This window comes from Gordonia sp. IEGM753 (assembly GCF_050321825.1).
Taxonomy (GTDB): domain Bacteria; phylum Pseudomonadota; class Gammaproteobacteria; order Pseudomonadales; family Pseudomonadaceae; genus Aquipseudomonas.
Genome location: NZ_JBNQGB010000001.1, coordinates 59526 through 84766, shown reverse-complemented (window position 1 = coordinate 84766; position 25241 = coordinate 59526). Strand labels below are relative to the sequence as shown.

The window sequence follows — 25241 nt, the reverse complement described above, 5'->3', positions numbered from 1 at the left end:
TTGAACCCTGTTCAACTGATGTCGAACAGTTGGTCGAAGTTGGAGATGGCGAGGATCTTGCGCACGTCCGAACTGCTATTGATCAGCCGGACATCGGAGTCGTCGCCACCGGCGTGATCACGCAGCAACAGCAACATGCCCAACGCAGAGCTGTCCAGATAAGTGGCTTCCTTGAGGTCGACCACTATGGACTCAGGCGTCTGATTGAGTAATTCGTAGGCTTGTCGAAAGTCCTGATGCTTGGTGAAATCGAATCGTCCCTTGATCGAAATCGTCAGCTTTTTTCCTTCTTTGGATACTTCTGTGACAACTGACATTGAAGGCTTCCTTGTCATGGCGAGCGTACAAAAGGTTTAGCACCTGACGGGGATAGGGGCAAGGCTGGAAAGGTGTGGCGTCTTAAAGTATGTCTTCGCGAGCAGGCTCGCTCCCACAGGTTGACCGCATTATCCTGAAATACCGCCCCCCCCTGTGGGAGCGAGCCTGCTCGCGAAGAACGATAACGCGATCGCAATTCAATACGGGCTCTCACGCGGCAAGCGCTGGGACAACTCATCCAGCAGCTTCTGCTCGCGCTTGTCTTCCAATTGCCGCGCTTCGTCGGCGTAGCGCTGCACCAGTTTGCGCAAGCCTTCAACGCGCGCATACGCCTGCTGCCAGGTTTCGCGCGCCTTGTTCAGGTTGTTTTGGTGCCATACCAGGCTTTGGCGCTGCTGATCGATGGCCGTGCCCAATTGCGCAAGAAAGCCCTGATAACCCAGCAACCACTGACCTGAAACGCCGCCGCTGCCGCGTACGATCCATTGTTCCTGATAATCGAGGCGGAACGCTTCGAGGTCGGCAAGTTTGCTTTCCGCCAATCGAACCTGGCCCTGGAAGTGCCCCAAACGCTGGACCGCAGCTTTCTCGACCTTTTCGGCCATGTCCACGACGGGTGCCAAGCGTGCTGCGCGGCTCTGGGCCATGGCGGGTTAACCGCCAGCCGCAGGCGCAAAGATCGACGCGAGATACGCTTCGCTTTCACCCAGGCTAATGCTGTCGTTCAAACCCTGACGCAAGTATTTGACCAACTGCGGCTGCAGCGAAATCGCCAGATCGGTTTCGCGATCACCGCCGGCGACATATGCACCGACGCTGATCAGGTCTCGACTCTGCTGATAACGCGACCACAATTGCTTGAAGTATTGCGCACGTGTCATGTGCTCCGGTGTCACAACCGACGGCATGACCCGGCTGATGGACGCTTCGATATCGATGGCCGGGTAATGCCCTTCCTCGGCCAATCGCCGGGACAACACGATGTGCCCGTCGAGTACACCGCGCGCGGCGTCGGCAATAGGATCCTGCTGATCATCGCCTTCGGACAATACGGTGTAGAACGCGGTGATCGAACCGCCGCCCTTCTCGGCGTTACCGGCGCGCTCTACCAGTTTTGGCAACTTGGCGAACACCGATGGCGGATAGCCCTTGGTCGCGGGCGGTTCGCCAATGGCCAAGGCAATTTCTCGCTGGGCCTGCGCGAAACGCGTCAGGGAATCCATCAGCAACAGGACATTCTTGCCCTTGTCGCGAAAATATTCAGCGATGCGCGTGCAGTACATGGCCGCACGCAAACGCATCAGCGGCGCATCGTCGGCGGGTGACGCCACCACCACTGAACGCTTGAGCCCTTCTTCACCGAGGATGTGCTCGATGAACTCTTTAACTTCGCGTCCCCGCTCACCGATCAGCCCGACGACAATAATGTCGGCCTCGGTGAAGCGAGTCATCATGCCCAACAGCACACTCTTGCCGACGCCGGTGCCGGCGAACAGCCCGAGCCGCTGACCGCGACCGACCGTCAACAAACCGTTGATACTGCGAATGCCGACGTCCAGCGGTTCGCTGATCGGTTCACGCTTGAGCGGGTTGATGGTCGGGCCGTCCATCGGCACCCAATCCTCGGCCTTCATCCCGCCCTTGCCGTCCAGTGCGCGACCGGCACCATCGAGCACGCGCCCGAGCATGCTCATGCCCATCGGCAAACGCCCGGTATCCGCCAGCGGAACCACGCGTGCACCGGGCGCAATGCCGGCGACGCTGCCGACCGGCATCAAAAACACTTTGCTGCCCGAAAAACCCATGACTTCGGCTTCGACTTGCACCGGGTGATAACTGTCATCGTTGATGACCATGCAGCGGCTGCCCATGGCCGCGCGCAAGCCCTCGGCTTCAAGCGTCAGGCCTACCATGCGCAGCAAGCGACCTTCGAGGATCGGTGCGCCAGCCAGTTCCGTGACCTCTGCATAACTGCTCAGGCGCTTGGCGAAACTGGTGCGATCAAGGCGCATCAGGGTCTTCCGGCGTTGGCGCTGCGGCAGGTTTGTCGTCGATCGGCAGTTCCAGGCTCACGTCCGGCTCGGCCGGGTGCAGCGCCTGCTCGTGCAGTTGATCGAACAGTTTGTCCATGACCCGCGCCACGCGAGTTTCGACCGTGGCGTCGATGCGGCTGTGCTCGGTTTCGACCCGGCAACCGCCAGGCAACAACGCCTCGTCTTCGACGATGCGCCAGGTTTCTTCATGGCGCTCGCGCAGGGCTTTGACCTGTTCGAAATCCTGCGGGTTGATGTACAGCCGCACATTGCCCACGCCCAGCGGCAAGAGCTTGAGGGCCTCGCGCATGACGTGTTCGATTTGCGTCGAGTCAATGGCCAGTTCGCGCTGAATCACCTGTTTGGTGATGTGCTGCACCAGGTCCACCAGCGATTTCTCAATCTGCGTGTCCTGCTCGGCGATAGGCTCGAACAGGTGACTCATGAGTTGTTCCAGGGCCGTCACTTTCGCCGATAACGCCACTTCGGCTTCTTGGCGAACCTTGAGCGTAGTGCTGTGAAAACCCTCTTTCTCGCCGGTCGCGAAGCCTTCGTTGTAGGCTTCCTGACGAATACTCTCAAGCTCTTCAAGCGTCAGTGGCTGGACTTCATCCAGCGGCACTTCTTCCATTTCCGGCGGATCGGGCTCTGGTTCCGGCTCAGGCTCCGGAACGTGCGGATCGAAGCTGGGCAACGACCAGATATCAAAACCGCCGACGTCCTTGGCTCGGATCAGGTCGGTCTGGGACTCATCATGTTTGGACGACATAGTGACCTTAGATCATCTCTTCGCCGCCCTTCCCGCCGAGAACGATTTCTCCGGCTTCGGCCATACGGCGAGCAATGGTGAGGATTTCTTTCTGTGCAGTTTCGACGTCGCTGACGCGCACCGGGCCTTTGGCCTCGAGGTCGTCGCGCAACAGTTCGGCCGCCCGTTTGGACATGTTCTTGAAGATCTTTTCCTTGACGCCTTCGTCCGAGCCTTTGAGGGCCAGCACCAACACGTCCGAGGACACCTCGCGCAGCAACGCCTGGATCCCACGATCGTCGACATCGGACAGGTTGTTGAACACGAACATGAGGTCTTCGATCTGACCGGACAGGTCTTCGTCGACTTCGCGGATCGAGTCCATCAATTGACCTTCGATCGAACTGTCGAGGAAGTTCATGATGTCGGCCGCACGCTTGATACCACCCAGGGTGGTGCGCGACGCGTTCGAGTTGCCGGAGAACTGCTTCTCGAGAATCTGGTTGAGTTCCTTGAGCGCTGCAGGCTGCACAGTGTTCAGCGAAGACACGCGCAGGATGATGTCCAGCCGTACCTTGTGATCAAAGTTGCCCAGCACTTCACCGGCCTGATCCGGGTCGAGATACGCCACCACGATCGCCTGGATCTGTGGGTGCTCGTAACGGATGACGTCGGCGACGGCGCGCGGCTCCATCCATTTCAGGCTGTCGAGACCGCTGGTGTTGCCACCCAGCAGAATGCGGTCGATCAGGCCATTGGCCTTGTCTTCGCCCAATGCCTGGGTGAGCATTTTGCGCACATAGTCATCAGAACCGACGCCCAGGCTGGTTTGGTCGCCGACGATGTCGACGAACTCGCTCATCACCTGCTCGACCTGCTCACGGTGCACATTACCCATCTGCGCCATGGCCACGCCCACACGCTGGACCTCTTTAGGCCCCATGTGGCGCAGCACTTGAGCGGCATCGGTTGAACCCAGGGACAGCAGCAGAATCGCGGCTTTGTCGACTTTGGTCAGTTTGGCGGCAACGGCTCGGTTATCACTCATCTGCGTTAATCCACTCTTTCACGACCTGGGCCACGCGGCCCGGATCTTCTGCCACCAGACTCTTAATTGCGTTCAACTGTGCGTCATAGCCTTCGCTTGGGCTAGGCAGCAAAATACTTTGCGGGCCACCGAGGCTGACACGATCGTTGGCCAACTCGCCGTCCAGACCGCCCATGCCACCCAGCTCGACGTCGCTGCCGATACCGGCCAACTGCCGGCCTTTGCCGCCGTTGGTGATGTTGTTGAGCACCGGGCGCAACACACCGAATACCAGGATCAGGATGAACAACACGCCCAGCACTTGCTTGACGATGTCCCAGAACCACGGCTGAGAGTAGAACGGAATATCGGCTATCACTTCGCCGCGTTCTGCGGAGAACGGCATGTTGATCACGCTGACGCTGTCACCACGACTGGCATCGAACCCGACGGCGTCCTGCACCAGACGCGTGAAGCGCGCCAATTCATCGGCACTCCAGGGGGCGCGGGTGGTTTCACCGTTGGCGGCGTTGACCTTGACCTGGTCATCCACCACCACCGACACCGAGAGGCGGTTCAACCGACCCTGTTGTTGCTTGGTGTGGCTGATGGAGCGATCAAGCTCGAAGTTCTTGGTGGATTGTTGACGCTTGTCGGCCGGGTACGGTGCAAGCATAGGCTGACCGGTCGCCGGGTCCATGATTTGCTGACCGTTGGCATCCAGCAATGGCTGGCCTGGCTGCACCATGCCGGCGGCTGGTGCTGCGTTGGCGGTGGTTTGCGGCGCCGATGCAGGCGATGGCGGCTGGTTGCTCAGCGCGCCGGGAACACCTTGAGGACCATTGCTGGCAGTGCGTTGTTCATTAACCGACTGCTCGCTGCGCAACGCCGGTTGATCGGGGTTGAACTGCTCGGAGGTCGACTCGACAGCGCTGAAATCGACGTCGGCCGAGACCTCAGCTTTGTATCGATCGTTGCCCAGCACCGGTTGCAAAATATTCTGTACACGCTGCGTCAACATGCTTTCCATGCGACGGCTGTAATCGAATTGTTTGCCGGCCATGGTCAGTTCGGAATTTTCCGCCTGATCCGAGAGCAACGTGCCCTTCTGGTCGACAACGGTAATCTGCGACTTGCTGAGTTCGGGAACGCTGGTGGCCACCAGGTTGATGATTGCCAACACCTGACCCGGCTCCAGCGAACGGCCAGAGTACAACTCGACCAGCACCGAAGCGCTTGGCTTGCGCTCGTCGCGCACGAACACCGAACTCTTTGGAATCGCCAAGTGCACGCGGGCACCCTTGACGTTGTTCAGGCTGGAAATGGTGCGTGCCAGTTCGCCCTCGAGGCCGCGACGATAACGGGTCGCTTCCATGAACTGGCTGGTGCCCAGCCCTTGGTCCTTGTCCAGAATCTCAAAACCGACATTGCCATCGCTGGGAGTGACACCAGCGGCCGCAAGCTTGAGCCGCGCACGGGACACGTCATCGGCCTTGACCAGCAAGGCACCGGAGTTCGGTTCAACGGTGTAGGGAATATCAGCGGCAGCCAGGGTTTCCATGACTTGCTTGGCGTCCATGCCGGCAAGGCTGCCGTACAGAGGCCGGTAGTCCGGTTGCTGGGACCACAACACCACGGCAAAACCAATCGCCACGCTCGCAGCCAGACCGACCAACAGGCCTACCTGACGCAACATGGTCATCTCGGAGAGGTTTTCCAGAAAGGACAACCCGAACAGCGGCGGTTTGCCGTCTATCGAATTGGCCTTGGCCGGAACATTATCGGCGACTGCTTCTGCCATGACTCAATCTCGTCCTTAAACCGGCATCTGCATGATGTCTTGGTATGCCTGAACCAGTTTGTTACGCACTTGGGTCAACGCCTGGAAAGACACGCTGGCCTTCTGTGAGGAAATCATTACATCCGTCAGGTCGACGCCGCTCTTGCCAATCTCGAAGGCGCTGGCCAACTGATTGGAAGCCTGCTGGGTGTCGTTCACTTTATTGACGGCTTGGCCGAGCATGTCGGAAAAGCTGCTGCCGCCCAGTTCAGGGACTGCGGCAGTCGACTTCGAAGCTGACATGGCGTCCATTTGCATGGAGCGCATATCCAGCATCAATCGATTGAATTCAATACCTTGGCTCATGATTTCTCTCTTTGGCGACCCGCAATTTTTTGACACTCACTCGGCGGGTACTGAGGTGTTAGCAACAAGGGTGCCAGCTCCATGGCTGGATTAAACAAAAGCCCATCCGGGGCTTCGCCTCGCTAAATCAGGTGGCGAACAGGTACGCCTCGACATCCATGCCGGCATTGCGCATCTGCGCCAACTTGTAGCGCAATGTACGTGGGCTGATACCCAAACGCTCCGCAGCCTCTTTGCGCCGGCCGCGCTCGGAGCGCAGGGTGTCGATGATCATCTGGAATTCCCGGCGCCGCAGGTCATCACCCAATGCCCCGGCCGATTCGGTGTCAACTTCTACGGCGCGCGCCGGCGTGGGCACTAATACCAACGCCGGTAACGGCGCACAGGCTACCGGCCCGGCGAGGCAGAAATCCTGAGGCTGGATCAAACCACCCTGCTGCAAGATCAGCGCTCGCTGGATCGCGTTGTCCAGTTCGCGGACATTGCCCGGCCACGGATAACCGATCAGGCAGGCCTGCGCCTCAGGCGAAAGTCTGGCCGCCGCGTGTTTCATTTTATTGACGTGTTTGGCCAGCAGACGCTCGGCCAGCGGCAAAATATCGGCGGTGCGCTCGCGCAAGGGGCGCCACGCCAACGGGAATACCGACAACCGATAGTAAAGGTCTTCACGAAAACGCCCGGCCGCCACTTCACCCGCCAAGTCACGGTTGGTGGTGGCGACCACACGGATGTCCAGCGTGATGGGCTTGCGCGCGCCGACACGTTCAACCTCCCGCTCCTGCAAAACGCGCAGCAACTTGGCCTGAAGGCTCAACGGCATCTCGGAAATTTCATCCAGCAAGATAGTGCCGCCATCGGCCTGTTCGAACTTGCCGGCCTGCGCAGCGATGGCGCCGGTGAACGAGCCCTTTTCGTGGCCGAACAGCGTGGCTTCGAGCATGTTGTCCGGAATTGCCGCGCAGTTGATGGCAATGAATGGCTGGGTGGCGCGATGCGAATGTTGATGGATGTAGCGCGCCAGCACTTCCTTGCCCGTGCCGGACTCACCCGAAATCAATACCGTGGAATCACTACGAGCCACGCGAGCCGCCAGTTCGAGCAACTGAGCGCTGGCAGGTTCGAACGCCACCGGGCCTTCGCTATCGCTGGCACCGAGGCTCCCCAATGCATGACGCGCCACCAGATCGAGCAACGCTTTGGGCTCGAACGGCTTGACCAGGTAATCGGCGGCGCCTTGGCGCATCGCATCGACCGCCCGCTCGACAGCGCCATGTGCCGTCATCAGCAACACGGGCAGTTGCGGCTGACGCGCACGCAGCAGGCCGAGCAACTGATGACCGTCCATGCCCGGCATATTGACGTCGCTGAGCACCAGGTTAAACGCCTCGGCGCCCACTGCCGTCAGCGCTTCCTCTGCCGACCCGACAGCCTTGTAATCGTGCCCGGCCAGCAACAGCGTATCAGCCAGCGCCTCGCGCAGTGCACGGTCATCCTCGACCAGTAGAACCTTGATCCCCATGTCTTTCACTCCGCTCCCTGAGCCATTGCCCTGTCACCCGAAAAAAGCGGCAGGAGGACCTGCGCACAGGTACCGCGCCCCACTCGCGAGCGCAGCTGCAATTCTCCCTGATGAGCACGCGCCACCGCTTTGACGACCGTCAGGCCGAGGCCGGTGCCGGTGGTTTTGGTGGTAAAGAAGGGCTCGCCCAAGCGCGCCAGGACTTTGCTGTCGATGCCGCTCCCGCTGTCGCTGACCGAGACACGCAGTGTGTTGTCGCGGGTGTACAAATGGACCTTCAGACGCACGTCGCCGGCACTGGCCTGAATCGCGTTTTCTATCAGGTTGAGGATCGCCCCGACCAAGGTGTCGCGGTTACACAGCAACTCGCCCGAATGGCTGTCGCATTGCCAACGAATCGGCAGGTCCTGCACGTGGGTCAATGCTGCGGCCTGCAATGATTGCATCAGCAGTTTGGGCGTAACACGGTCAGTCAATGGCAGCTCACCGCGAGCGAACACCAGCATGTCGCGGACCTGATGCTCCAGTTCGTGCAAACGCTCTTTCAAGCGGCCCGCAAAGCGCTGCTGGGTTTCGACGGGCAATTGCTGCTCGGTCAAATGGCTGGCGTAAAGCAGTGCAGCCGACAACGGTGTACGAATTTGATGCGCCAGCGACGCAACCATCCGCCCCAGCGACGACAGGCGCTCATGGCGCGCGAGCTGATCTTGCAGATGACGGGTTTCAGTCAGGTCGTTGAGCAACACCAGTTGCCCCGGTTCAGCGTCCAGCGAGCGCGTCGCAATAGACAGGCGCCGACCGTCCTTGAGCGAGATTTCGTGACCATCGTCTTCACGCGGGGCAAAGCAGCGGGCGATCACATGACGCCAGAGCTCGCCTTCGAGCGGCAAACCCAATAGCTCACAAGCTGCGGGATTGGCTTCGCGCACGATGCCTTGAACATCGATGACGATCACACCACCGGGCAGCAGGTCGAGGAGGTTTTGCAGACGGTTGGCCAGGCGTTCTTTTTCCGCCAGCTCTTGCATGCGCTGGGCACTGACCACCGCCAGTTCACCCTTGAGCTCGGTCACCCGCGCTTCAAGCATGCTGTAGGAGTCGGTCAATTGGCTGGACATCTGGTTGAACAGGGCAAACGCCTGCTCAAGGCCAAGCCGGCTTGCCTGCTCTACGGACGACGGTTGCCCCGAAATATCAGGAACAGGAGACATCTGGGCGGCTTGGGGCATCGTGCTCTCTCGCTTGGCTGACCGTCAGTTAAACGGAACGTTGCGAGAGACGTAGCAATACCCGTGCCTAAAAAAAACCGCCTATAAATGAAGGACTTGAAAAACAGGCGTCAATCATCTGCCTGTTCATCACCGTCACGACGACTCATACCGTACTTGCGCATCTTCTCAACCAGCGTTGTACGGCGAATACGCAACCGCTCGGCGGCGCGCGCGACGATGCCATTCGCGTCATCCAGCGCCTGCTGAATCAGCCCTTGTTCCAGACCACCAAGGTAGTCTTTCAAGTCCAGGCCTTCTGGCGGCAGCAATGCACTGGCGGAGAAATCCGGAGCATGCCCGTTAATGGCAACACGCTCTTCGAGATCGCTGCGCAAGCTGTCGACCAACTGCTCGTCTTCATCGTCGACGTATCGGAATTTCTTCGGCAACTCGACCACGCCGATCACGCCGTACGGGTGCATGATTGCCATGCGCTCCACCAGGTTGGCGAGCTCACGAACGTTGCCCGGCCAGCCGTGACGGCACAGCGACATGATCGCTGCGGAGTTGAAGCGAATCGAACCACGCTTCTCGTGCTCCATGCGCGAGATCAGCTCGTTCATCAACAGCGGGATGTCTTCGACCCGCTCGCGCAAGGGTGCCATCTCGATCGGGAACACGTTCAGGCGATAGTACAAATCTTCGCGGAAGGTGCCGATCTCGATCATGCTTTCGAGGTTTTTGTGGGTGGCGGCAATAATGCGCACATCAACGCTTTGGGTCTTGTTGCTGCCCACGCGCTCGAAGGTACGTTCCTGCAGCACGCGCAGCAACTTGACCTGCATCGGCAGCGGCATGTCGCCGATTTCGTCAAGAAACAGGGTGCCGCCATTGGCCAGTTCGAAACGCCCGGCACGGCTGGTGATGGCGCCGGTGAAGGCACCCTTCTCATGCCCGAACAGTTCGCTTTCCAGCAACTCGGCCGGGATAGCACCGCAGTTGACCGGCACGAATGGCGCATCACGGCGCTTGGAGTGATAGTGCAGGTTGCGCGCGACCACTTCCTTGCCGGTACCGGACTCACCGAGGATCAGCACGCTGGCGTCGGTGTCGGCGACTTGCTGCATCATCTGCCGGACGTGTTGAATCGCCCGGCTGGTGCCGACAAGACTGCGGAATAGATTGGGTTCGCGATGACGACCGCGCTCACGGGCCTGGTCATACATCTCGCGATAGACCTGGGCACGGTGCAGCGAATCGAGCAATTTGCTGTAGCTGGGTGGCATTTCCAGGGTCGACAACACCCGGCGGCGCTGGTCTTCAGGCAAGTCGAGGGAAGAATTATCACCCATCAACAAAACCGGAAGGAACTCATCCCAAGTAGAGAGTGTCTTTAGCAAGCCCGTAAGTGCACCAGGAGCATTGACCGTCCCGATGAGGACACAGATCACTTCACGACTTGACGACAAAGAGCCGACAGCCTGCTGCCAGTCATGGCTGCCGCAGGGTAAATTTTCTTCACCGAGAAAATTTAAAATCACCGCCAAATCGCGGCGGCGGACGCTATCGTCATCAATCAGCAGAATTTTGGTTTCACGCCACATGCAATAGCAACTTCCCTAGTCAACTCAATGCCCAAAATGAGGGGGCAAGCTAGACGCTTGCAGACACGTTATGCCTGTAGACGCCTGAAATCTGTAACCAGCCACTAGTTAAGTCAAAAAACCGTGCACAGTCAAATTTATGGCGCACTAAGTCTGGATTAACCGGGGATTAATTAACCAAACAGATGGTAAACCTTTGCCGCATTCTGTGCTTGATGGATCTGCGACATCTCATCGACTATCGCCTGGCGCTCACCTGTCGCCGCTTCCAGAAGCTGCTTGTACACCCGCAGCAACTCCTCCAGATTGTCGCGCAACGCCGCCTCGTCCACTGAAGCTTCGCTCAAGACGTCCTCCATGCAGGATCGGCAAGCCAGGTCCAATGCTCCAATGGCTTCCCAGTTACGCTCGGCCAATGCACCCACCAGGCCTTCACGGGTTTGTTCGATTCGCTGCAATACAGGACTCATGGCGATCTCCTTAAAACTGCGGACCCGGCGCGGCAATAGCATCCCAGCCGTCTTTGACGGTGCGAAGCAAGTCACTGACTTCGTCGAGAATTTTTGGGTCGGTCTTGATGTTGGCCTCGGTCAGACGTTTCATCATGTAGGTATAGAGGTTGTCCAGTTCACCGACCGATTCGGCCTGGTTTTCCAGATCCAGCCCTTCACGCAAACCACCAATAATGCCGATGGCCTTGCCGATCAGAACACCTTTGTTGGGGATGTCCTTGCGCTCCATTGCACCACGGGCCTGAGCGATCCGGTCAAGACCACCTTCCATCAACATCTGCACCAGACGGTGAGGACTGGCTTCGGACGTCTGCGCCTGAGCGCCAATCTTCTGGTATTGGCGAAGGGCTAACATTGGATTCATGTTGTACCTCATCAAAATTCTGTGGTTCGTATAATCAATGTATCGACGACGCGTCAAAAAACTTTAGATTCAAATGCAAAAAGCCCGGAGCGCTGGAAAACGCTGCCGGGCTTTTGGCGTTTCTTAGCTATCAGCTCTTCGATTGAGCGTTCATCGCTTCGAACATCGAAGTGATGTTGCTAGCAGTCGCCTTCAATTGCCCAACGAGGGTGTCCATGTCGTTGTACTTTTTGGTCAGCACAGCGGTGAGGGACTCGACCCGACGGTCCAGTGCCGCCTGATCGTTGGCCAGCTTGGTCTTGGTGACTGTCAGAGCGGTTGTACGGGTATCAAGGATGCCGCCAGTATTTGTATAAGGCGAGAGCGCATTACTCATGCGACTCAACAGGCCATTATCGCCAGAGAAAAGTGTCTGAACCTCCCCTCCAAGCTTCTTGTCGTTCATTGCCGTATTGAACTTGACGCTATCGAAGTTCAATGCACCGGTTTTCTGATCAGTGGTTATCCCCAGCTGCGACAATACAGTGAGCTTATCTCCGTTGCCTGTCTCGGCCAGTGGACCACGCATCGCCGCCAAGATAGAGCGCGGCATCGCGTCGCCGGTCAATGCTGCGGGAATAGTCGGATTACCATCGTCGTCGAGAGAGGGTTTGGTCAGCGTTGTGATGGCATTGGCAACAGCGTTGTACGCATCGACAAACTTCTGGATCGACGCCTTCAGACCATCGGTGTTGGTAGTCACCAAGATTTGAGTTTCACCCTTGGCAAGCAGGGTCATCGACAAGCCTGAAACAGTATTGTCCAATTTGTTAGTCGGGCTGCTAATCGCCAAACCGTCGACGGTGAATTTCGCGTCCATGGCTATAGCGCCAACAGAACCCGCAGAGTCCTTCGTCGAATCAGCCGGAATCACCTTCGACCCATCAACGTCCAGGCCGACACCACTCAGAGAAATATCAGTGCCCGCACCGGTATTTGACGAACTCACCACTAACCGCGATCCAAAATTGTCAGTCACCACGTTGGCACTGAAACCGCTGAACTGATATTTGTCGTTCAGCGCTTTGGCGACAGAGTCAAGGGTCGAGTTGGCCGGTATATCAAGATTGTACGTTTTGGCATTACCCCCGGGCACGCCCTGGGTGATCGTCAACGTGCCGGCAGCACCGCCATTGACGCTTGCCTTGGAGCCGCCATCGAACGCGGCAGTCGCGACTTTCGAACCCGTTGCAAGCTGCCCCACGTTGATTTTGTAGATGCCATTGACCGCCGAGTTGCTGGCGGTAGCAGTGGCCTTCGTAGCATCTGACGAGGTTGCGGCAAAACCGGTGAACTGAGGCGCAGTGGTATCGCCCAGTGCTTTCAGCGAGGTCTGGAACGTAGCAAGAAGCGACTTCAGGGTCCCGACACCGGAAATCGACGCGGTATTGGTGGTAGTACCCCGGTCAATCTGCCCTTGTTTGGCCGCTTTATCGGCGTTAACCAATGCTTTGACGATAGCACCGGTATCAAGGCCGGAGCCTAGGCCCGTGCCCGGTAGAATTGGACTTGCCATGTAAATCTCCCTTCAGTGTCTCGCCGGTCTTTTGACCACTACAACGCCCAAAAGAACATAGCAACAAATTTCATGCCAGCTGTCAGGCTTTGGCGCTAAACAGCAGACTGCTTGCGTCATTCAAGCTATTGGCCAGTTTCAGGACTTCTTCGTTGGGGATCTGACGGATCACCTCACCGGAGTCACTGGCAATGACTTTGACGACTACTTTGCCCGAAGGCTCATCGATAGAGAACTCCAGGTTTCGCTTGACTGACTGGACGAACTTTTCAATTTCTTGAACGGCCATCTTCAGTTTGTCCTGCTCACTCACAGCATCCTTGGGCTCATCCTTGACCAACGCCACGGGCGCAGCATCGGTTCGAGGGTTTTCCACAGCCGCATCGGCAACAGGAGCTGCCTGCTTGACCGCAGGATAAGACAAGTTCAGCTTCACGCTCATATCCATGTCCATCACCTCTGATAATCAAAAAAGCGAGAGAGCGCGACAAGCGCACTCCCCCGCCAAAAACTCACCAGCTATTACTGAAGCAGTTTCAGTACAGCGGATGGCAGTTGGTTGGCCTGGGCCAGAACTGCGGTGGAAGCTTGTTGCAGAGTTTGTTGCTTGGTCAGCTGTGCAGTTTCAGCAGCGAAGTCGGTATCTTGTACGCGACCCAGTGCAGCACTGGCGTTTTCGTTGATGTTTTGCAGGTTGGCGATGGTGCTGGTCAGACGGTTTTGTGCAGCACCGAGGTCAGCACGGCTGGAGTTGATGGTTTTCAGTGCAGTGTCGATTGCGCCAACGGCTGCCGAGAAATTGGTTTCAGCGATGGTGGTGGACGAACCGGCAATGGTGATACCGGAAGTGATGCCCAGGCTCACGGCGTCGAACTTGGCGGTCAAGTCCAGTTTGATCTGGTTGTCGCTACCAGTGTTGGAACCAACCTGGAAGGTCATGGTGCTGGCCGAACCGTCGAGCAGGTTTTTGCCGTTCAGGTTGGTGGAGCCAGCGATACGGGACAGCTCGGCGGCCATCTGGGTGAACTCTTTGTTCAGAGCGTCACGGTCGTCGGAGCTGTTGCTGTCGTTTCGGGATTGAACGGCCAGTTCACGCATACGTTGCAGGATGTTGGTTTGTTCCTGCATCGCGCCTTCAGCGGTCTGAGCGATGGAGATACCGTCGTTGGCGTTTTTGATCGCCATGGTCTGACCACGGATCTGCGAAGTCATGCGGGTAGCGATTTGCAGGCCGGCGGCGTCGTCTTTTGCGCTGTTGATTTTCAGGCCGGAAGACAGACGAGTCATCGAAACCGACAGAGCATCAGAAGCCTTGTTCAGGTTTTTCTGAACGTTCAACGATGTAACGTTAGTGTTTACTGTTAAAGCCATGACGAATTCCTCGTTGGTTGGGTACTGCGGCTTCCGGCCCTGGCAACCGCCGGGTGTGGCCTAGAGAACCTTCGTAATAGTTATCGTCGTCATGGCAAGTTGCTTGAGGGCTTTTTTAAAAAAAATTACTAGCAGACTGCCACCCCCCGTAAAACAAGGGGTTAGAATCGTTAAGTCATAAAAAAATGACGTCAAAAAAGCCACGAACAAAAGCTACAGGCAAAAAAATAGCGCTACCGGGAGTACCGGCAGCGCTATGGAACAGCGTTTTTGATATCAGCCGCGATAAAGAATCGCCGAGCCCCAAGACAAGCCCACGCCGAATCCGCTAATCGCGACGCGTTTCCAAGGTGAAGTCAGCACGTGCTTTTCCAGCAGTAACGGAATGCTCGAGGACACGGTATTTCCGGTCTCAACCATGTCCTTTATGAACTTCTCCGGCTCACCTTCAAACCGCCGGGCAACGGCGTCGACAATCGCCGCGCTGCCTTGGTGAATGCAAAATGCATCAATGTCGCTGGTTTGCAGCTCGGATTCATCCAGCAACTCGTGCAGATGCGCCGGAACTTTCAATAATGCAAAGTTGAAAACCTGGCGACCGTTCATGAAGAACACACCATCGCTGACCTTCAAGTGCGGCGCACCGGAACCGTCAGTGCCGAACTTGGCTTTGCCCAACTGCCAAGGCGCGTCGTCAGCCATCCACGTCGCAGTCGCAGCATCTCCAAAGAGCATGGTGGTGTTGCGATCTTCCGGGTCGACAATCTTTGAATAGGGGTCGGCAGTAATCAGCAAACCGTTCTTCAGGCCGGCGGCTTCCATGAAGCCTTTCATGGCGTAGATGCCATAAACGTAACCCGAGCAGCCCAATGAAATATCAAATGCGGCGACGTGGGTTGGCAGACCGAGCTTGTCCTGAACGATGGCGGCTGTGTGTGGCAGCCCTTCTTCATCACCGTTCTGGGTCACAACGATCAATGCATCAATCGACTCGCGCTTGAGCTCCGGATTACTGGCGAACAAAGCGTTGACCGCTTCAACACACAAATCCGAAGTTTCCTGCTCGGCGCCTTTACGCGGCAAGAAAGCCGAACCGATCTTGCCCAGGATGAACTCTTCATCCTTGGAGAATTTGGCACCCTGAGCGTAGTTATCCACACCAGCGGTCGGCACGTAACTCGCTATGCTTTTTATGCCAATCATCATGGCTTCCCGATCATAAACAGCGACTAGGTTCACCCCGAAAAGCTCAGGGGCGCATCAAAATGGTTGATTTCCCGGAGCAGACTCATCACCCGCACCCAAGAACACAATACAGTGAAGATGCACTTTATGACCTATGCGTCACGCCGATAAGCACATGAATGCAATTTTTCACATCCAGCGTTGACGTCTGGCTCATGCCGGAAGCCAGATGTCGCGCCATCCAAGAAGTTTCTCGCCTTCAAGCATCCAATCGCGACGCACAGCACTTTGCAGGGCATTGCCCATCACTGCAGCCTGATCCAAATCGTTCAAGTGGGCTCGGATCGCTTTTAGCCACTCATCCACTCCGCCGTTGACCAGCGTGACAGGCAAGCCGCATCGGTAAGGTTCGATATCGCTGCAGACTACCGGTACGCCACACACTCCGTACTCCAACAGAACGGTATTGCTCTTGCAGCGATTGAACAGCGTGTCCCCAAGAGGTGCCACGGCAAAATCCAGATTAAGGCCGGCGAGTAACACCGGATAGCAATCCGCAGGCACATTGGAATGAAGCTCATGCACGTACGGTCTCAGGTTATCCGGGCAATAACCAACGAACACCCACTCCACTTCCGCTGCCGTCGCTACAACCGCGCGGGCGATCAGTGCGAGATCTCGCGCATGCTCCACAGAGCCGGCCCATCCCACCCGGGGCTTTGTACCTGCTTGACGCCTTCCTTGCTTCCCGGACCACCAACAGCCAGGCAGCAGGCTCGGTATCACCCGGATATCCTCATGCCAGCCAGCAAACGCTTCAGCCAGGGCAGGTGTAGCGACGACGAAGCGATCCACATGAAGTAGTCCCCGCTTCAATGCTCCGACGATGCCCTCGGGCAGCTCAAGTCGACGAACGCTATCGAGAGGCAATTCGGGAAGGTATTCGTTTAACTCAAAAATCTTGAAGGCTTGCGAAAAGGTGCTCATTCGACGCATGGCTTGCAGATGCTCTTCACTGAGCTGACACTGCATAACAATGACATGGGGGTCATAACGGTCCAGTTCAGGCACAGTCATCATCCCCGACAACAGAGCACCAGAGATCAGCCCCTGCTCTTTCAAAGCATCGAATGGCTGGACAATCCGGTAATGTCCGCTGTCACCTATATGGTCAGGATGTGCCAACACCGAAGGCAGCGATCCCGAGCCTTGAAACGGATGCCAGGCCAGATTGTGATCATCAAGTCGGAAAGTAGCTTCGGCACGCAGCGACAACCCAGTGTTGTACGCTGGGTCGCGCGCAAGCATGGGCAACCAGCGGGCATACAAGGCATCCTCTTCTTCGACAGACGCCCGCGTTATTTCACAAGCCCCAATCAACAACTGCACATGCGGCGTCCAGACGTTCAAGTAACCCGCCTGCTGCAGCTTCAGACACAGATCAACATCCACCCAACGCTTTAACAACGGACTCTCGTCAAACCCCCCTGCCTCCTGGAATAGTGAACGCCGCACCATCAGGCATTCACTACTGAGCGCAGAATAATTCTGATCGACCTGAAGCCGTTGCATGTAACCGACGCTTTCGTGGGAAAGTTCATGGAACGCGCGGCCGACCGAACCACCAATACCTAAAAGCAGGCCCGCGTGATGAATCTTGCCTTGTGCCGACAAGAGTTTACCGCCGACAGCCCCCACTTCGGGACGTAGCGCATGGTTGAGCAGCTTCGGCAGCCAGCCCTTGCCTAGAATGCCCGCCTTTGCGCCCAACCAGAGCAGGAACTCACCACGCGCCATTGCGGCGGCATCGTTGCTCAGAGAGGCGACGGATTGCTCTGGGGCAAAGCGCTCGACACAAAGCCGATCCCCGCCCACCTGTTCAACCATTGCCAGCCAATCAAGCACCTCGGCATCTTCAATGCCGTGATCAAGTAGCAAGACTTCGTAATAAGGGTATTCGGTGCTTTCCAGAATTGATTCAACACACCGTCTGAACTCAGATAAACGGCCCTCCAGAAGAATCAGGATGCTGACCATCGGCTGTCGTGCATGTCCGTAATCAAGACGGTAGCCGCCACCCAGATGCTCCAGTGGCAATACTTGGGCCTGGTTATAACCGCGGGCCAGAAGATGCCCTTCGATAACTGCGCGTTCATCGGCACAGTCTTGCAGCGGTCTGGCCTCACTGATCAGCAGCGGCTCACAAACATGCGCTACGCAAGCGACTCCTACCTCGCAAATAAGGCGCAACTGAAATTCCAGTTCGAATGCCTGGCCATAGCCCGGCGCGAACCCGCCGAGTTCAAGCAGTGCAGCGCGGCGATAAAACCAGTGAGGACTCAAACTCGCCGGAAGGCTCAACAGCAGGTCCAAGTTCATGTCAGGACGTAACACGATGTCCAGCGTTCCATCGGCCATTCGTATGGTTTCATCGGCGAATAAGGCTTGGACCCCTTCTCCGGCGTCTTTCAGGCTCGCTGCCGAAACAGGTAAGCCAGCTGGGGAAAATTCGACACCGGCTTCAGCCATGACGAACCAGTCGAAATCACTGTCCCCCAGCAACCGATTGACGCATGCGACATCCTTACTATCCATGTAGATCACATCTCGCAGGCTTCCATCTGCCGCCGCAAAAGTTGGCCTGGCGCCCAGCACGATGATACGAAGGTTACCGGCAAACCAACCCAAGCGTTCAAAGCTTGCGAGCGTACGGGACAGGGGTTCGTCGCTCTGGTGGTTGTTAAAAACCAACACACCTACCAACGGCACTACGTTCGCAGCCTGATGCTCGACCATCAATCGCCGTTGAGTCTCGCTGCACACTCGGGTACCCATCCATTGCGAAACGACCCTGTTAGCGGACCTCGCTTTATGGTTTGTGGCCGCTTCCTGCGTCACCTCAATGAAGTAGTCCAACGCAGACCAGAATCTCGCTTGATGTTGCAGTTGCACCTGCCGTAACAACGGCAGTGTCTCTCGGGCACGCTCAATCGCTTCGGGTGTATTGCCCCAAGCCGTTCCATAGTTCTTGTTTTCGAATTCGGACAACTGCCCCGGCGCATATTGCCCCGGCAACACGATACTGATACACCCGCACAGCGCCGCCTCAGCGGCCAGCCCCGAACGCTCGGCAAGATAAAAGTACTCACACTGGTGAAACAGGCCGGCCAAGCCCTCCCATGAGTCTGGAAACTCAGCGGTTATTTCGGTTGCATCCGCAGGCAATAGCTCCGGATCGATTTTAGCTCGCCCTTCCCGCCCCTGATAATAACAAACCCTGCCAGATACCCGTTTGGCCGGATTCACTGGCGGGCAAAAAATGCTCAGGTCGATGGGCGGCAAGTGGAGTACGTTCTCCTCAGCCATACCGGGCTGTAGCAATCCCCGCGAATAGGCGAAAAGCAGATCATCCTCGGCATAAACACCTTTACCACCGAGGTACCCGGGTTGGTTGAGAAGATAACGTACTACCACGCCCGCTCCGAGTGGATTGCCATCAATAATCTCGGGGTACACCACCACTGGCTCCAGCCCTTGGGACTTGTGCAACGCCATAACCTCAGCGCTCAAGTACGGTGTGATCAAATCTGGATTAAGCACTTGGGCAACGACGTAAGCCTCGTGACCAGAGCGATTGAGAGCGTCACATAGCATGTGCAAAACACGAATACCGGCAGAGCTGCGGCGGAAATTCGGTGCATAGATGTAGTACGGTTGCGGCCGCTTCGAAAACAATTCGCGTATCAAGATTAGCTTCTCGTCGAATAAGAGTGTGGCATCAGGCCGGGTTGAGCCTTGGACCGCGAGGTCTGTGTGTGCTCAATGTCTTTCGACATCCCGCGCCATGGCCCATTTCGCCATGCTGTCGATGGACGCATCCAGGGAAGTCCAGACATCCAGCCCCAGTTCCTTTGCGCGACTGATGTCGGGCACATAGAACGAGCGCCCCGCGTCGTCGGAACACCCTAGTATTTGTACCGATTTCTGCGGTGCTATCCGGGCAACTACTCGCCTGGCCAGGTCAGCGATGCTGATCGCCTGGTCAGAGCCCACGTTATAGGCAACACATGACTCCCCACGTACAAGCAAGGTCAACAACCAGACCGCTAGATCAGCGCCGTACAGGTAGCTGCGAATGGCCTGACCACTGGATTTGAGCACGATCTCGTCGCCATACAGAGCGTCCCGTACAAAGTTACCGATCGCAAAATGTCCATCTAGCGGCAGTCCCGGTCCTGCAAAGGCAAAGCAGCGGGTCAACACGACATCGATCCCATGCTGATCGGCATAGAGGGCTCCGAGTGTTTCCTGAGCCCGCTTGCCTTCGGCGTACGCGCTGGCAGCCGTATTGCTCACGCAGGCGCCGCTGTAGGATTCATCAACGCCCGTTGAAAACGGCAGGCTTCCATACTGAGCACCCGAGCCAGTCAACAACACACGCGATGTACCGCTGCGTGCGGCGAGTTCGAATACCCGTCGCGTGCCGTCCACGAGCGTATTGAACAACTCCAGTGGATGCGCATTGGCCTCTGCCGATGTATCAGCAGCGGCATGTAGAATAAAATCGGGGCCCCGCCCAGGCAGATCAACCAGATCGCGGATATCGCCCGTGAACCAGTTAACCCAGTCGCATGCTCGATACTGGGGTTGGGCCGCTAAAAAACGCGCTGGATTGCGAGAGGTGACGGTCACAGTTATCGCGGCGCCTTGACCATTGAAGTCGTTCAGGAGTGCCATCAACCAACGGCCAAAAAAACCCGTCCCCCCCGTCAGCAACAGATGTCGGCCCGCCAACTCATCACGCAAATTCAATCCAGCCACAATCGATTGAAGATGTGCGGGTATGGACCCTGCATCAGGAGAATAAGCGTGCATGTCCATTTTCAGAAAACTGACCTTGAGGTCTCTCGATAATCTGATTCCTGCATGGGATAGTCGGCCAGGGTTACATCCTGCTTGGGCGCCTGCCAATTGCCATAAACGAAAGTCAGATAACCTGGCACGTCATGGGGAGTGAAAAACTGCCGGTCAAGGAATCGTGTGGTGTCAGCCGTACGAAAATGTACCTGTGGCGCAATAAATGCTGGGCCCGATGACTTGGTAACGGACATCCCCTCTTCAAACACACGACGCATGAAGCCCAATTCAAACGGGATGATAACGTCGTGACCAACGACGTTTTCAAATGTTACCGACACCCCGTTCACCCAGTCATCCGATTTGAGAATGATAATTTCGATACACACACCGTACGGCTTCGGCAGCAGGGATTTGAAGTCAGTCAAATGTTTGAGCAATAAGGGGAAATCATCATCATTGACCGAGAAATCGACATCGTCATCCCAAGCAATAAGATCACCATCGCGCGTAGCCCCCAACAACGTCCCGAAATCTAGAAGGATAGGAATGTCGAAAGCCTCGCAAAAGTCTGCGACGCGCTGGATCACATCAACCGCAAGCGTCTTGGTGACGCGGTGGGAAAACGGTTTGGCACCATTGTTCACGGCCAACATACTTTTGGGAGGAAGGACGATTTTCTCAGTGGGAACACCCAACCCCAGCAATTGGGCGGTAATGCTCTCCCACCATCCAGTGCTGATCACAACCAGATCGTAATCAACCGCCCGTAGCCCTGAAGGCAAAATAACCGGAACATCACCCACGAAAGTGCCTTCTTTCAGCGGATCGTTATCGGCAAACGCCACTACGTTCAAGTCAGGAAATCGAGCGAACATCAATCTTGCCACTCTCCCGGCGCCAAACAGAACCAAACGTTTTTCTTTCAGTTGTTGAGGAATCATACTCACCCCTTCACAGCTACACAGCGTCCGACCAAAGCATCTTCATCACGGTACTTTGCAAATCCGCGCCCCTGTATCTGGTATGCGATGGAAAACCCCGCGCCCTGCAATGTGTCGATCAGGGCGTCATGATCGATGTAACGGCGGTAGTGCTGACCAAACTTTTTCTCTCCTATCTCATCTTCCTTGGTCCGGTACTCCAGAAAAACCAAACTGCCTGCCGGTAGGGAGTTTTCCAGCATGTCAAAGAATGACTTTTGAACGTCGGCATCTATCGCATGCAAGAAGAATCGTGCATAGACCGCAATACGACGTTTGCCTTGCAGGAAGTCTTGAAGATATTCCGAACTGCCCTGAGCGTTGCTCAACAGATAGCGGACTTGCGTAGTTTTAGTCCGCTTTTGACAAAGAGCTATTGCTTCTCTGGACGCGTCAAAGGCTAATACATGATAGCCATTGAGCCCGAAAAACTCACTATCGCGCCCATTGCCGCAGCCGAATTCGACGACTGCATCAACGCCAATGAATTCACCTGCCGAGAATACGGAGAACTGGGAAGGCAATTGCGGTACCGATGTATCTTGGCGGCTATAAAAGCCGTTCCAGTATTCCAGGCGATCAGCGTGGGCGAGATTGGAACTCATTGACTACATCCCTTCAATTCTTAAATCAACCGTGAAGTTTTCTCACGGACCGTAGGATCAGTAAAAATAAAGCGTGGTGTCGTCGACAATGTCCGAATAATGACGAACACCAACTTTGTAATCGTCACGTATCGAAAGAACGGTATCGATCAACTTCCATAAATCATCGCCACGATGGTAGGCACACACGCACAGCTTCGGTCGATCTCGCTGTATAACTTCGCGAGCCCCTCGAAGGGCGCCCCGCTCTGCACCTTCAATATCAAGTTTGATCAGGCTTACTCTCGCGGGCATGATCTGGTCCAAGGGAATACCAGGTACATGCACGAGTGGAACGAGTGACTGCTCGACAGACAACACGCCTAGAACATCGCAACTGTTTGATTCAGGTGCCGAGAGCTGGCAGGCAACTTCGGTCATAGCCGCTCGCAATGCGACCACTTCCGGTCTCCCCTCAAAACGGCGCTGACACTCCAGAAACGCGAGTTGCTCCGGTTCAAATAAATAGGAGCTTTCTACCGGGCCGAAACGTGATTCGATTTTTGCCAAGGTATCTCCGTTGTATGCGCCAGCATCAACGTAGTGGCGAAGATCGGCAGCCGTGATGAATCCGGGCTCGAGATACTCATCTAAGAAATCCGAGCGAATTGCAGAGTCCGCATGGCCCAGATCAAGACGCATGGTCATCAACCCGTCAAACACTTCTCGCGAGCGCTCGTCATCAAGACACAAAAACGCTGATATGAACGCCAGACTTTCATCAGCGACTTTTGACCGGTAATTGCGAAAGCTGGACTCGGTAATGTAGGGCGCATCCATCGCAGCAAGAAATTGCTGCATGGTCATAAAATTGCTCCAGCCCCTGACTTGAAGATCATTTTGAATGACGGCGCTGTAGCGACCGCTACCCAGAACAATTAGAGCGTTGCTCGGAATGTTGGAAAGGTCAAATGCCTGCACCACGATTCCGTCGAGCATTGCACCGTGTTTGTTTACATCGTTATCAAAGAATGCTTTAACGCAGCCACCGCTGTTGGTAAAGAGTCGGGCGAGCAATACCCCTACCTGATGGGCACCGAAGATGTAAACCGGCGCATCAAGTTGCCTTTCCAGTGCGTCATACGAAAAATCGGATGCTTGAATGGAAAGGAGCCGGGCCATACCGGGATATTCACCGAGCCTTTTTAAAACATTTAATTGATGACGTGATCGCAGCACCACTTCCCGCCCGGCAGCAAGGCTGGCCTTAGGGTCAAAGCGAAAATTCAGGATCGAGGATTGCTCACCAACAGAAAAAGCGCACTGATAAGTGCAACCTTCAGTCAGATCTTCACTTTGAAGTAAATCGGCATTCTCATGGTTTCGCATGCGGCGCTACCCCGTTGCAGCGTTCAAAAACAATGGGCTTGACCGCATAAAGCACCGTATCAAACGAGCTATGTGCGTGACAGCGCAAATAAAAACGATAATCCAGCTCATAGCTAAGCAACTGCTCAAAAATGCTCCACAGATGCTCTGCCCGATGATAAATGCTGATGGCCAGATTCGGCCGGTGCTTCTTCAGCATGGCCTTGGCGCCTTCAAGCGCTGCAGGCTCCTCACCCTCTATGTCCATCTTGATCAGATTGGGCATAAACCCCGGCAACGCGTCATCCAACCGAACACAGGTCACGGTCTCACCACCCGACTCGACCAGATGTCCTCCTGCGCCCAACGCACCATCGAAGCCGACCTGCCGGTTGCCATCGGAAACACCGCATGGAAAGTTCACCGTGTTTAGGTCGCTGAGGCTCTTGACGAGCACGGCGTAGTTATCAAGATTGGGTTCGAAGGTGGCCACGGCCTCGAAGGTCAGGCCAGCAGCGCGCATCTCTTCCACGGTGTCGCCGGTGTAGGCGCCGCAGTCAATAAAGCGCAATGGCTGTGGCCAGGCAGGCAGATCTTCAGGAAAGTACTGACGAGGCGTCGGCGCAGGTAACCGCAGGTAGTCACCGGTGGTTCTGAAATCAACGATTCGGTCGAGCAATTCGCGACTGGCCTCGTCGGCCAACTGTTCTCGCATGCGGGCGATGCGATCGGCATGCGCTTCGTAATAACTCGGTTCAACCAACCAATATCGGAAGGGTTGATCCATGGGGTAATGGCGAACGAACTCGACAAGGCTAACGACCCGCCCATAGCCCAATTGGTTTAACTGTGTGACGACTTCGCCAACGTCCACGTAATTGTTGAACAGACCGATGATGACGCAAGCACTCGCCGGGTCATGCTGCACCGCCCAATCCGAGGCGGTAGCAACATTGATCCCGTCAACTTCTTTGAGCGAAGCGTCGCGATCCAGATACGCGCTGACTTCGACGCCCTCTCCCGCCAGATACGCTTGAACCCGCTGGCCGGCCAGACGTGCGCCATAGACCAGCACATGCTTGAAGTTTTGCCCATCAAGCATGGCTGGCTCCCGAAGCTATCCGGACCAGCACGGCATGGCCGTTCAGGTTGTGCAGGAAGCGGAAATCCCGATTGGCCGCAGTGAATTCGTTTACCAGTCGGGTCACGCCCTCGCAGCCATAAAAACCGTAATCGTCAAATACAACAACGGCACCGGCGACCAGACGTGGCAACGCCCATTCCAGCACGCTGCGAGCGGACTCATAAACATCCACATCGATGTGCAAGAACGCCAGGCGTGGGCCTACATGCTCGGCGTTGTATTCAGGGAACATGCCCTCAAGTAGGTGCACACGATCACTCACGCCACACCGCGAGGCGAGTGCCTCGACCAGTTGGATATCTGTATCGCTATGTTCACCGCCTTCATAACGAGTATCTAGACTGCCGGCTTTGACCACCCCCGTGAACGTATCGGCGAGGAATACCTTGCGACCCGGACGCTTGCTGGCCAACGCCAACAGGCAGCCGGAACCACCACGCCAAACACCGACTTCGAGGAAATCACCATCAACACTATCCAGTTGCCGTGCCAGCGACCACAGCTCGAATAACCGGTATTTGTCCACCAGCGTATTTTTCTCGACCAGCGACAGTGCTTGCTCAAAGGGCTGATCGCCGCACCATGGCGCATAGCTTGAGTACGGTAACAATCGCTCATGGCGAATCTCCGGCGACTTGCCATGCGCCCACGATACCGTGCCTCTCAGGTAGCGGTAGCTCATACCGGTCAGTTTTCTTTTTAGCCAGGCCAT

23 protein-coding genes are annotated in these 25241 nt (G+C 56.3%); all 23 read right to left on the bottom strand.

Annotated features, from left to right (window positions below; all coding sequences use genetic code 11):
- Positions 1-11: 11 nt before the first annotated feature.
- The gene (locus ACQR3R_RS00375; RefSeq protein WP_428269927.1) at positions 12-317 is read right to left on the bottom strand and encodes an STAS domain-containing protein; all 306 of its coding nucleotides are present in this window, start codon (positions 315-317) and stop codon (positions 12-14) included.
- 198 nt (positions 318-515) lie between these two features.
- Complete coding sequence (gene fliJ, locus ACQR3R_RS00370) at positions 516-965, bottom strand: flagellar export protein FliJ (RefSeq protein WP_428269926.1); 450 nt, start codon at positions 963-965, stop codon at positions 516-518.
- A 6-nt stretch (positions 966-971) separates the two neighbouring features.
- The gene (gene fliI / locus ACQR3R_RS00365; protein WP_428269925.1) at positions 972-2330 is read right to left on the bottom strand and encodes a flagellar protein export ATPase FliI; all 1359 of its coding nucleotides are present in this window, start codon (positions 2328-2330) and stop codon (positions 972-974) included.
- Complete coding sequence (fliH, locus tag ACQR3R_RS00360) at positions 2320-3120, bottom strand: flagellar assembly protein FliH (RefSeq protein ID WP_428269924.1); 801 nt, start codon at positions 3118-3120, stop codon at positions 2320-2322. The genes fliI and fliH overlap by 11 nt, the downstream gene beginning before the upstream one ends.
- A gap of 7 nt (positions 3121-3127) precedes the next feature.
- Entirely contained in the window at positions 3128-4147 is a 1020-nt protein-coding gene (fliG, locus tag ACQR3R_RS00355; RefSeq protein ID WP_007894195.1) for a flagellar motor switch protein FliG, read from the bottom strand.
- On the bottom strand, positions 4140-5927 hold the full coding sequence (fliF, locus tag ACQR3R_RS00350) for a flagellar basal-body MS-ring/collar protein FliF (protein ID WP_428269923.1): 1788 nt from the start codon (positions 5925-5927) through the stop codon (positions 4140-4142). Before fliF ends, fliG begins: the two co-directional genes overlap by 8 nt.
- 15 nt (positions 5928-5942) lie before the next feature.
- Positions 5943-6272, bottom strand: a complete 330-nt coding sequence (gene fliE, locus ACQR3R_RS00345; protein WP_140670752.1) for a flagellar hook-basal body complex protein FliE — start codon at positions 6270-6272, stop codon at positions 5943-5945.
- 127 nt (positions 6273-6399) lie between these two features.
- Positions 6400-7791 (bottom strand): sigma 54-interacting transcriptional regulator, encoded by a 1392-nt coding sequence (locus ACQR3R_RS00340; RefSeq protein ID WP_428269922.1) that lies wholly within the window; start codon positions 7789-7791, stop codon positions 6400-6402.
- A 5-nt stretch (positions 7792-7796) separates the two neighbouring features.
- Positions 7797-9020 (bottom strand): ATP-binding protein, encoded by a 1224-nt coding sequence (locus ACQR3R_RS00335; RefSeq protein WP_428269921.1) that lies wholly within the window; start codon positions 9018-9020, stop codon positions 7797-7799.
- A gap of 110 nt (positions 9021-9130) precedes the next feature.
- Positions 9131-10606, bottom strand: coding sequence for a sigma 54-interacting transcriptional regulator (locus ACQR3R_RS00330; RefSeq protein WP_428269920.1), 1476 nt, complete (start codon positions 10604-10606; stop codon positions 9131-9133).
- 173 nt (positions 10607-10779) lie between these two features.
- Positions 10780-11076, bottom strand: a complete 297-nt coding sequence (locus ACQR3R_RS00325) for a flagellar protein FliT (protein ID WP_428269919.1) — start codon at positions 11074-11076, stop codon at positions 10780-10782.
- A gap of 10 nt (positions 11077-11086) precedes the next feature.
- The gene (fliS, locus tag ACQR3R_RS00320) at positions 11087-11482 is read right to left on the bottom strand and encodes a flagellar export chaperone FliS (protein WP_428269918.1); all 396 of its coding nucleotides are present in this window, start codon (positions 11480-11482) and stop codon (positions 11087-11089) included.
- A 130-nt stretch (positions 11483-11612) separates the two neighbouring features.
- Positions 11613-13037: a flagellar filament capping protein FliD gene (gene fliD / locus ACQR3R_RS00315; RefSeq protein ID WP_428269917.1), complete on the bottom strand. Its 1425-nt coding sequence runs from the start codon at positions 13035-13037 to the stop codon at positions 11613-11615.
- A gap of 82 nt (positions 13038-13119) precedes the next feature.
- The gene (locus ACQR3R_RS00310) at positions 13120-13485 is read right to left on the bottom strand and encodes a flagellar protein FlaG (RefSeq protein ID WP_428269916.1); all 366 of its coding nucleotides are present in this window, start codon (positions 13483-13485) and stop codon (positions 13120-13122) included.
- A 74-nt stretch (positions 13486-13559) separates the two neighbouring features.
- Positions 13560-14408 carry a flagellin domain-containing protein gene (locus ACQR3R_RS00305; protein ID WP_428269915.1) on the bottom strand — a complete coding sequence of 283 codons (849 nt, stop codon included), beginning with the start codon at positions 14406-14408 and terminating at the stop codon, positions 13560-13562.
- 276 nt (positions 14409-14684) lie between these two features.
- The gene (locus tag ACQR3R_RS00300; protein WP_428269914.1) at positions 14685-15611 is read right to left on the bottom strand and encodes a 3-oxoacyl-[acyl-carrier-protein] synthase III C-terminal domain-containing protein; all 927 of its coding nucleotides are present in this window, start codon (positions 15609-15611) and stop codon (positions 14685-14687) included.
- 195 nt (positions 15612-15806) lie between these two features.
- On the bottom strand, positions 15807-19340 hold the full coding sequence (locus ACQR3R_RS00295) for a glycosyltransferase (protein WP_428269913.1): 3534 nt from the start codon (positions 19338-19340) through the stop codon (positions 15807-15809).
- 72 nt (positions 19341-19412) lie between these two features.
- On the bottom strand, positions 19413-20468 hold the full coding sequence (locus tag ACQR3R_RS00290) for an NAD-dependent epimerase/dehydratase family protein (protein WP_428269912.1): 1056 nt from the start codon (positions 20466-20468) through the stop codon (positions 19413-19415).
- Between the two features lie 8 nt (positions 20469-20476).
- The gene (locus ACQR3R_RS00285; RefSeq protein WP_428269911.1) at positions 20477-21394 is read right to left on the bottom strand and encodes a LicD family protein; all 918 of its coding nucleotides are present in this window, start codon (positions 21392-21394) and stop codon (positions 20477-20479) included.
- Positions 21395-21396: 2 nt separating this feature from the next.
- A complete protein-coding gene (locus ACQR3R_RS00280; RefSeq protein WP_428269910.1) occupies positions 21397-22038 on the bottom strand; it encodes a methyltransferase domain-containing protein in 642 nt (213 codons plus the stop codon).
- A gap of 57 nt (positions 22039-22095) precedes the next feature.
- Positions 22096-23406 (bottom strand): FkbM family methyltransferase, encoded by a 1311-nt coding sequence (locus ACQR3R_RS00275; protein ID WP_428269909.1) that lies wholly within the window; start codon positions 23404-23406, stop codon positions 22096-22098.
- Positions 23393-24487, bottom strand: coding sequence for an FkbM family methyltransferase (locus ACQR3R_RS00270; protein ID WP_428269908.1), 1095 nt, complete (start codon positions 24485-24487; stop codon positions 23393-23395). Before ACQR3R_RS00270 ends, ACQR3R_RS00275 begins: the two co-directional genes overlap by 14 nt.
- Positions 24480-25241 (bottom strand): TylF/MycF/NovP-related O-methyltransferase, encoded by a 762-nt coding sequence (locus ACQR3R_RS00265; protein WP_428269907.1) that lies wholly within the window; start codon positions 25239-25241, stop codon positions 24480-24482. Before ACQR3R_RS00265 ends, ACQR3R_RS00270 begins: the two co-directional genes overlap by 8 nt.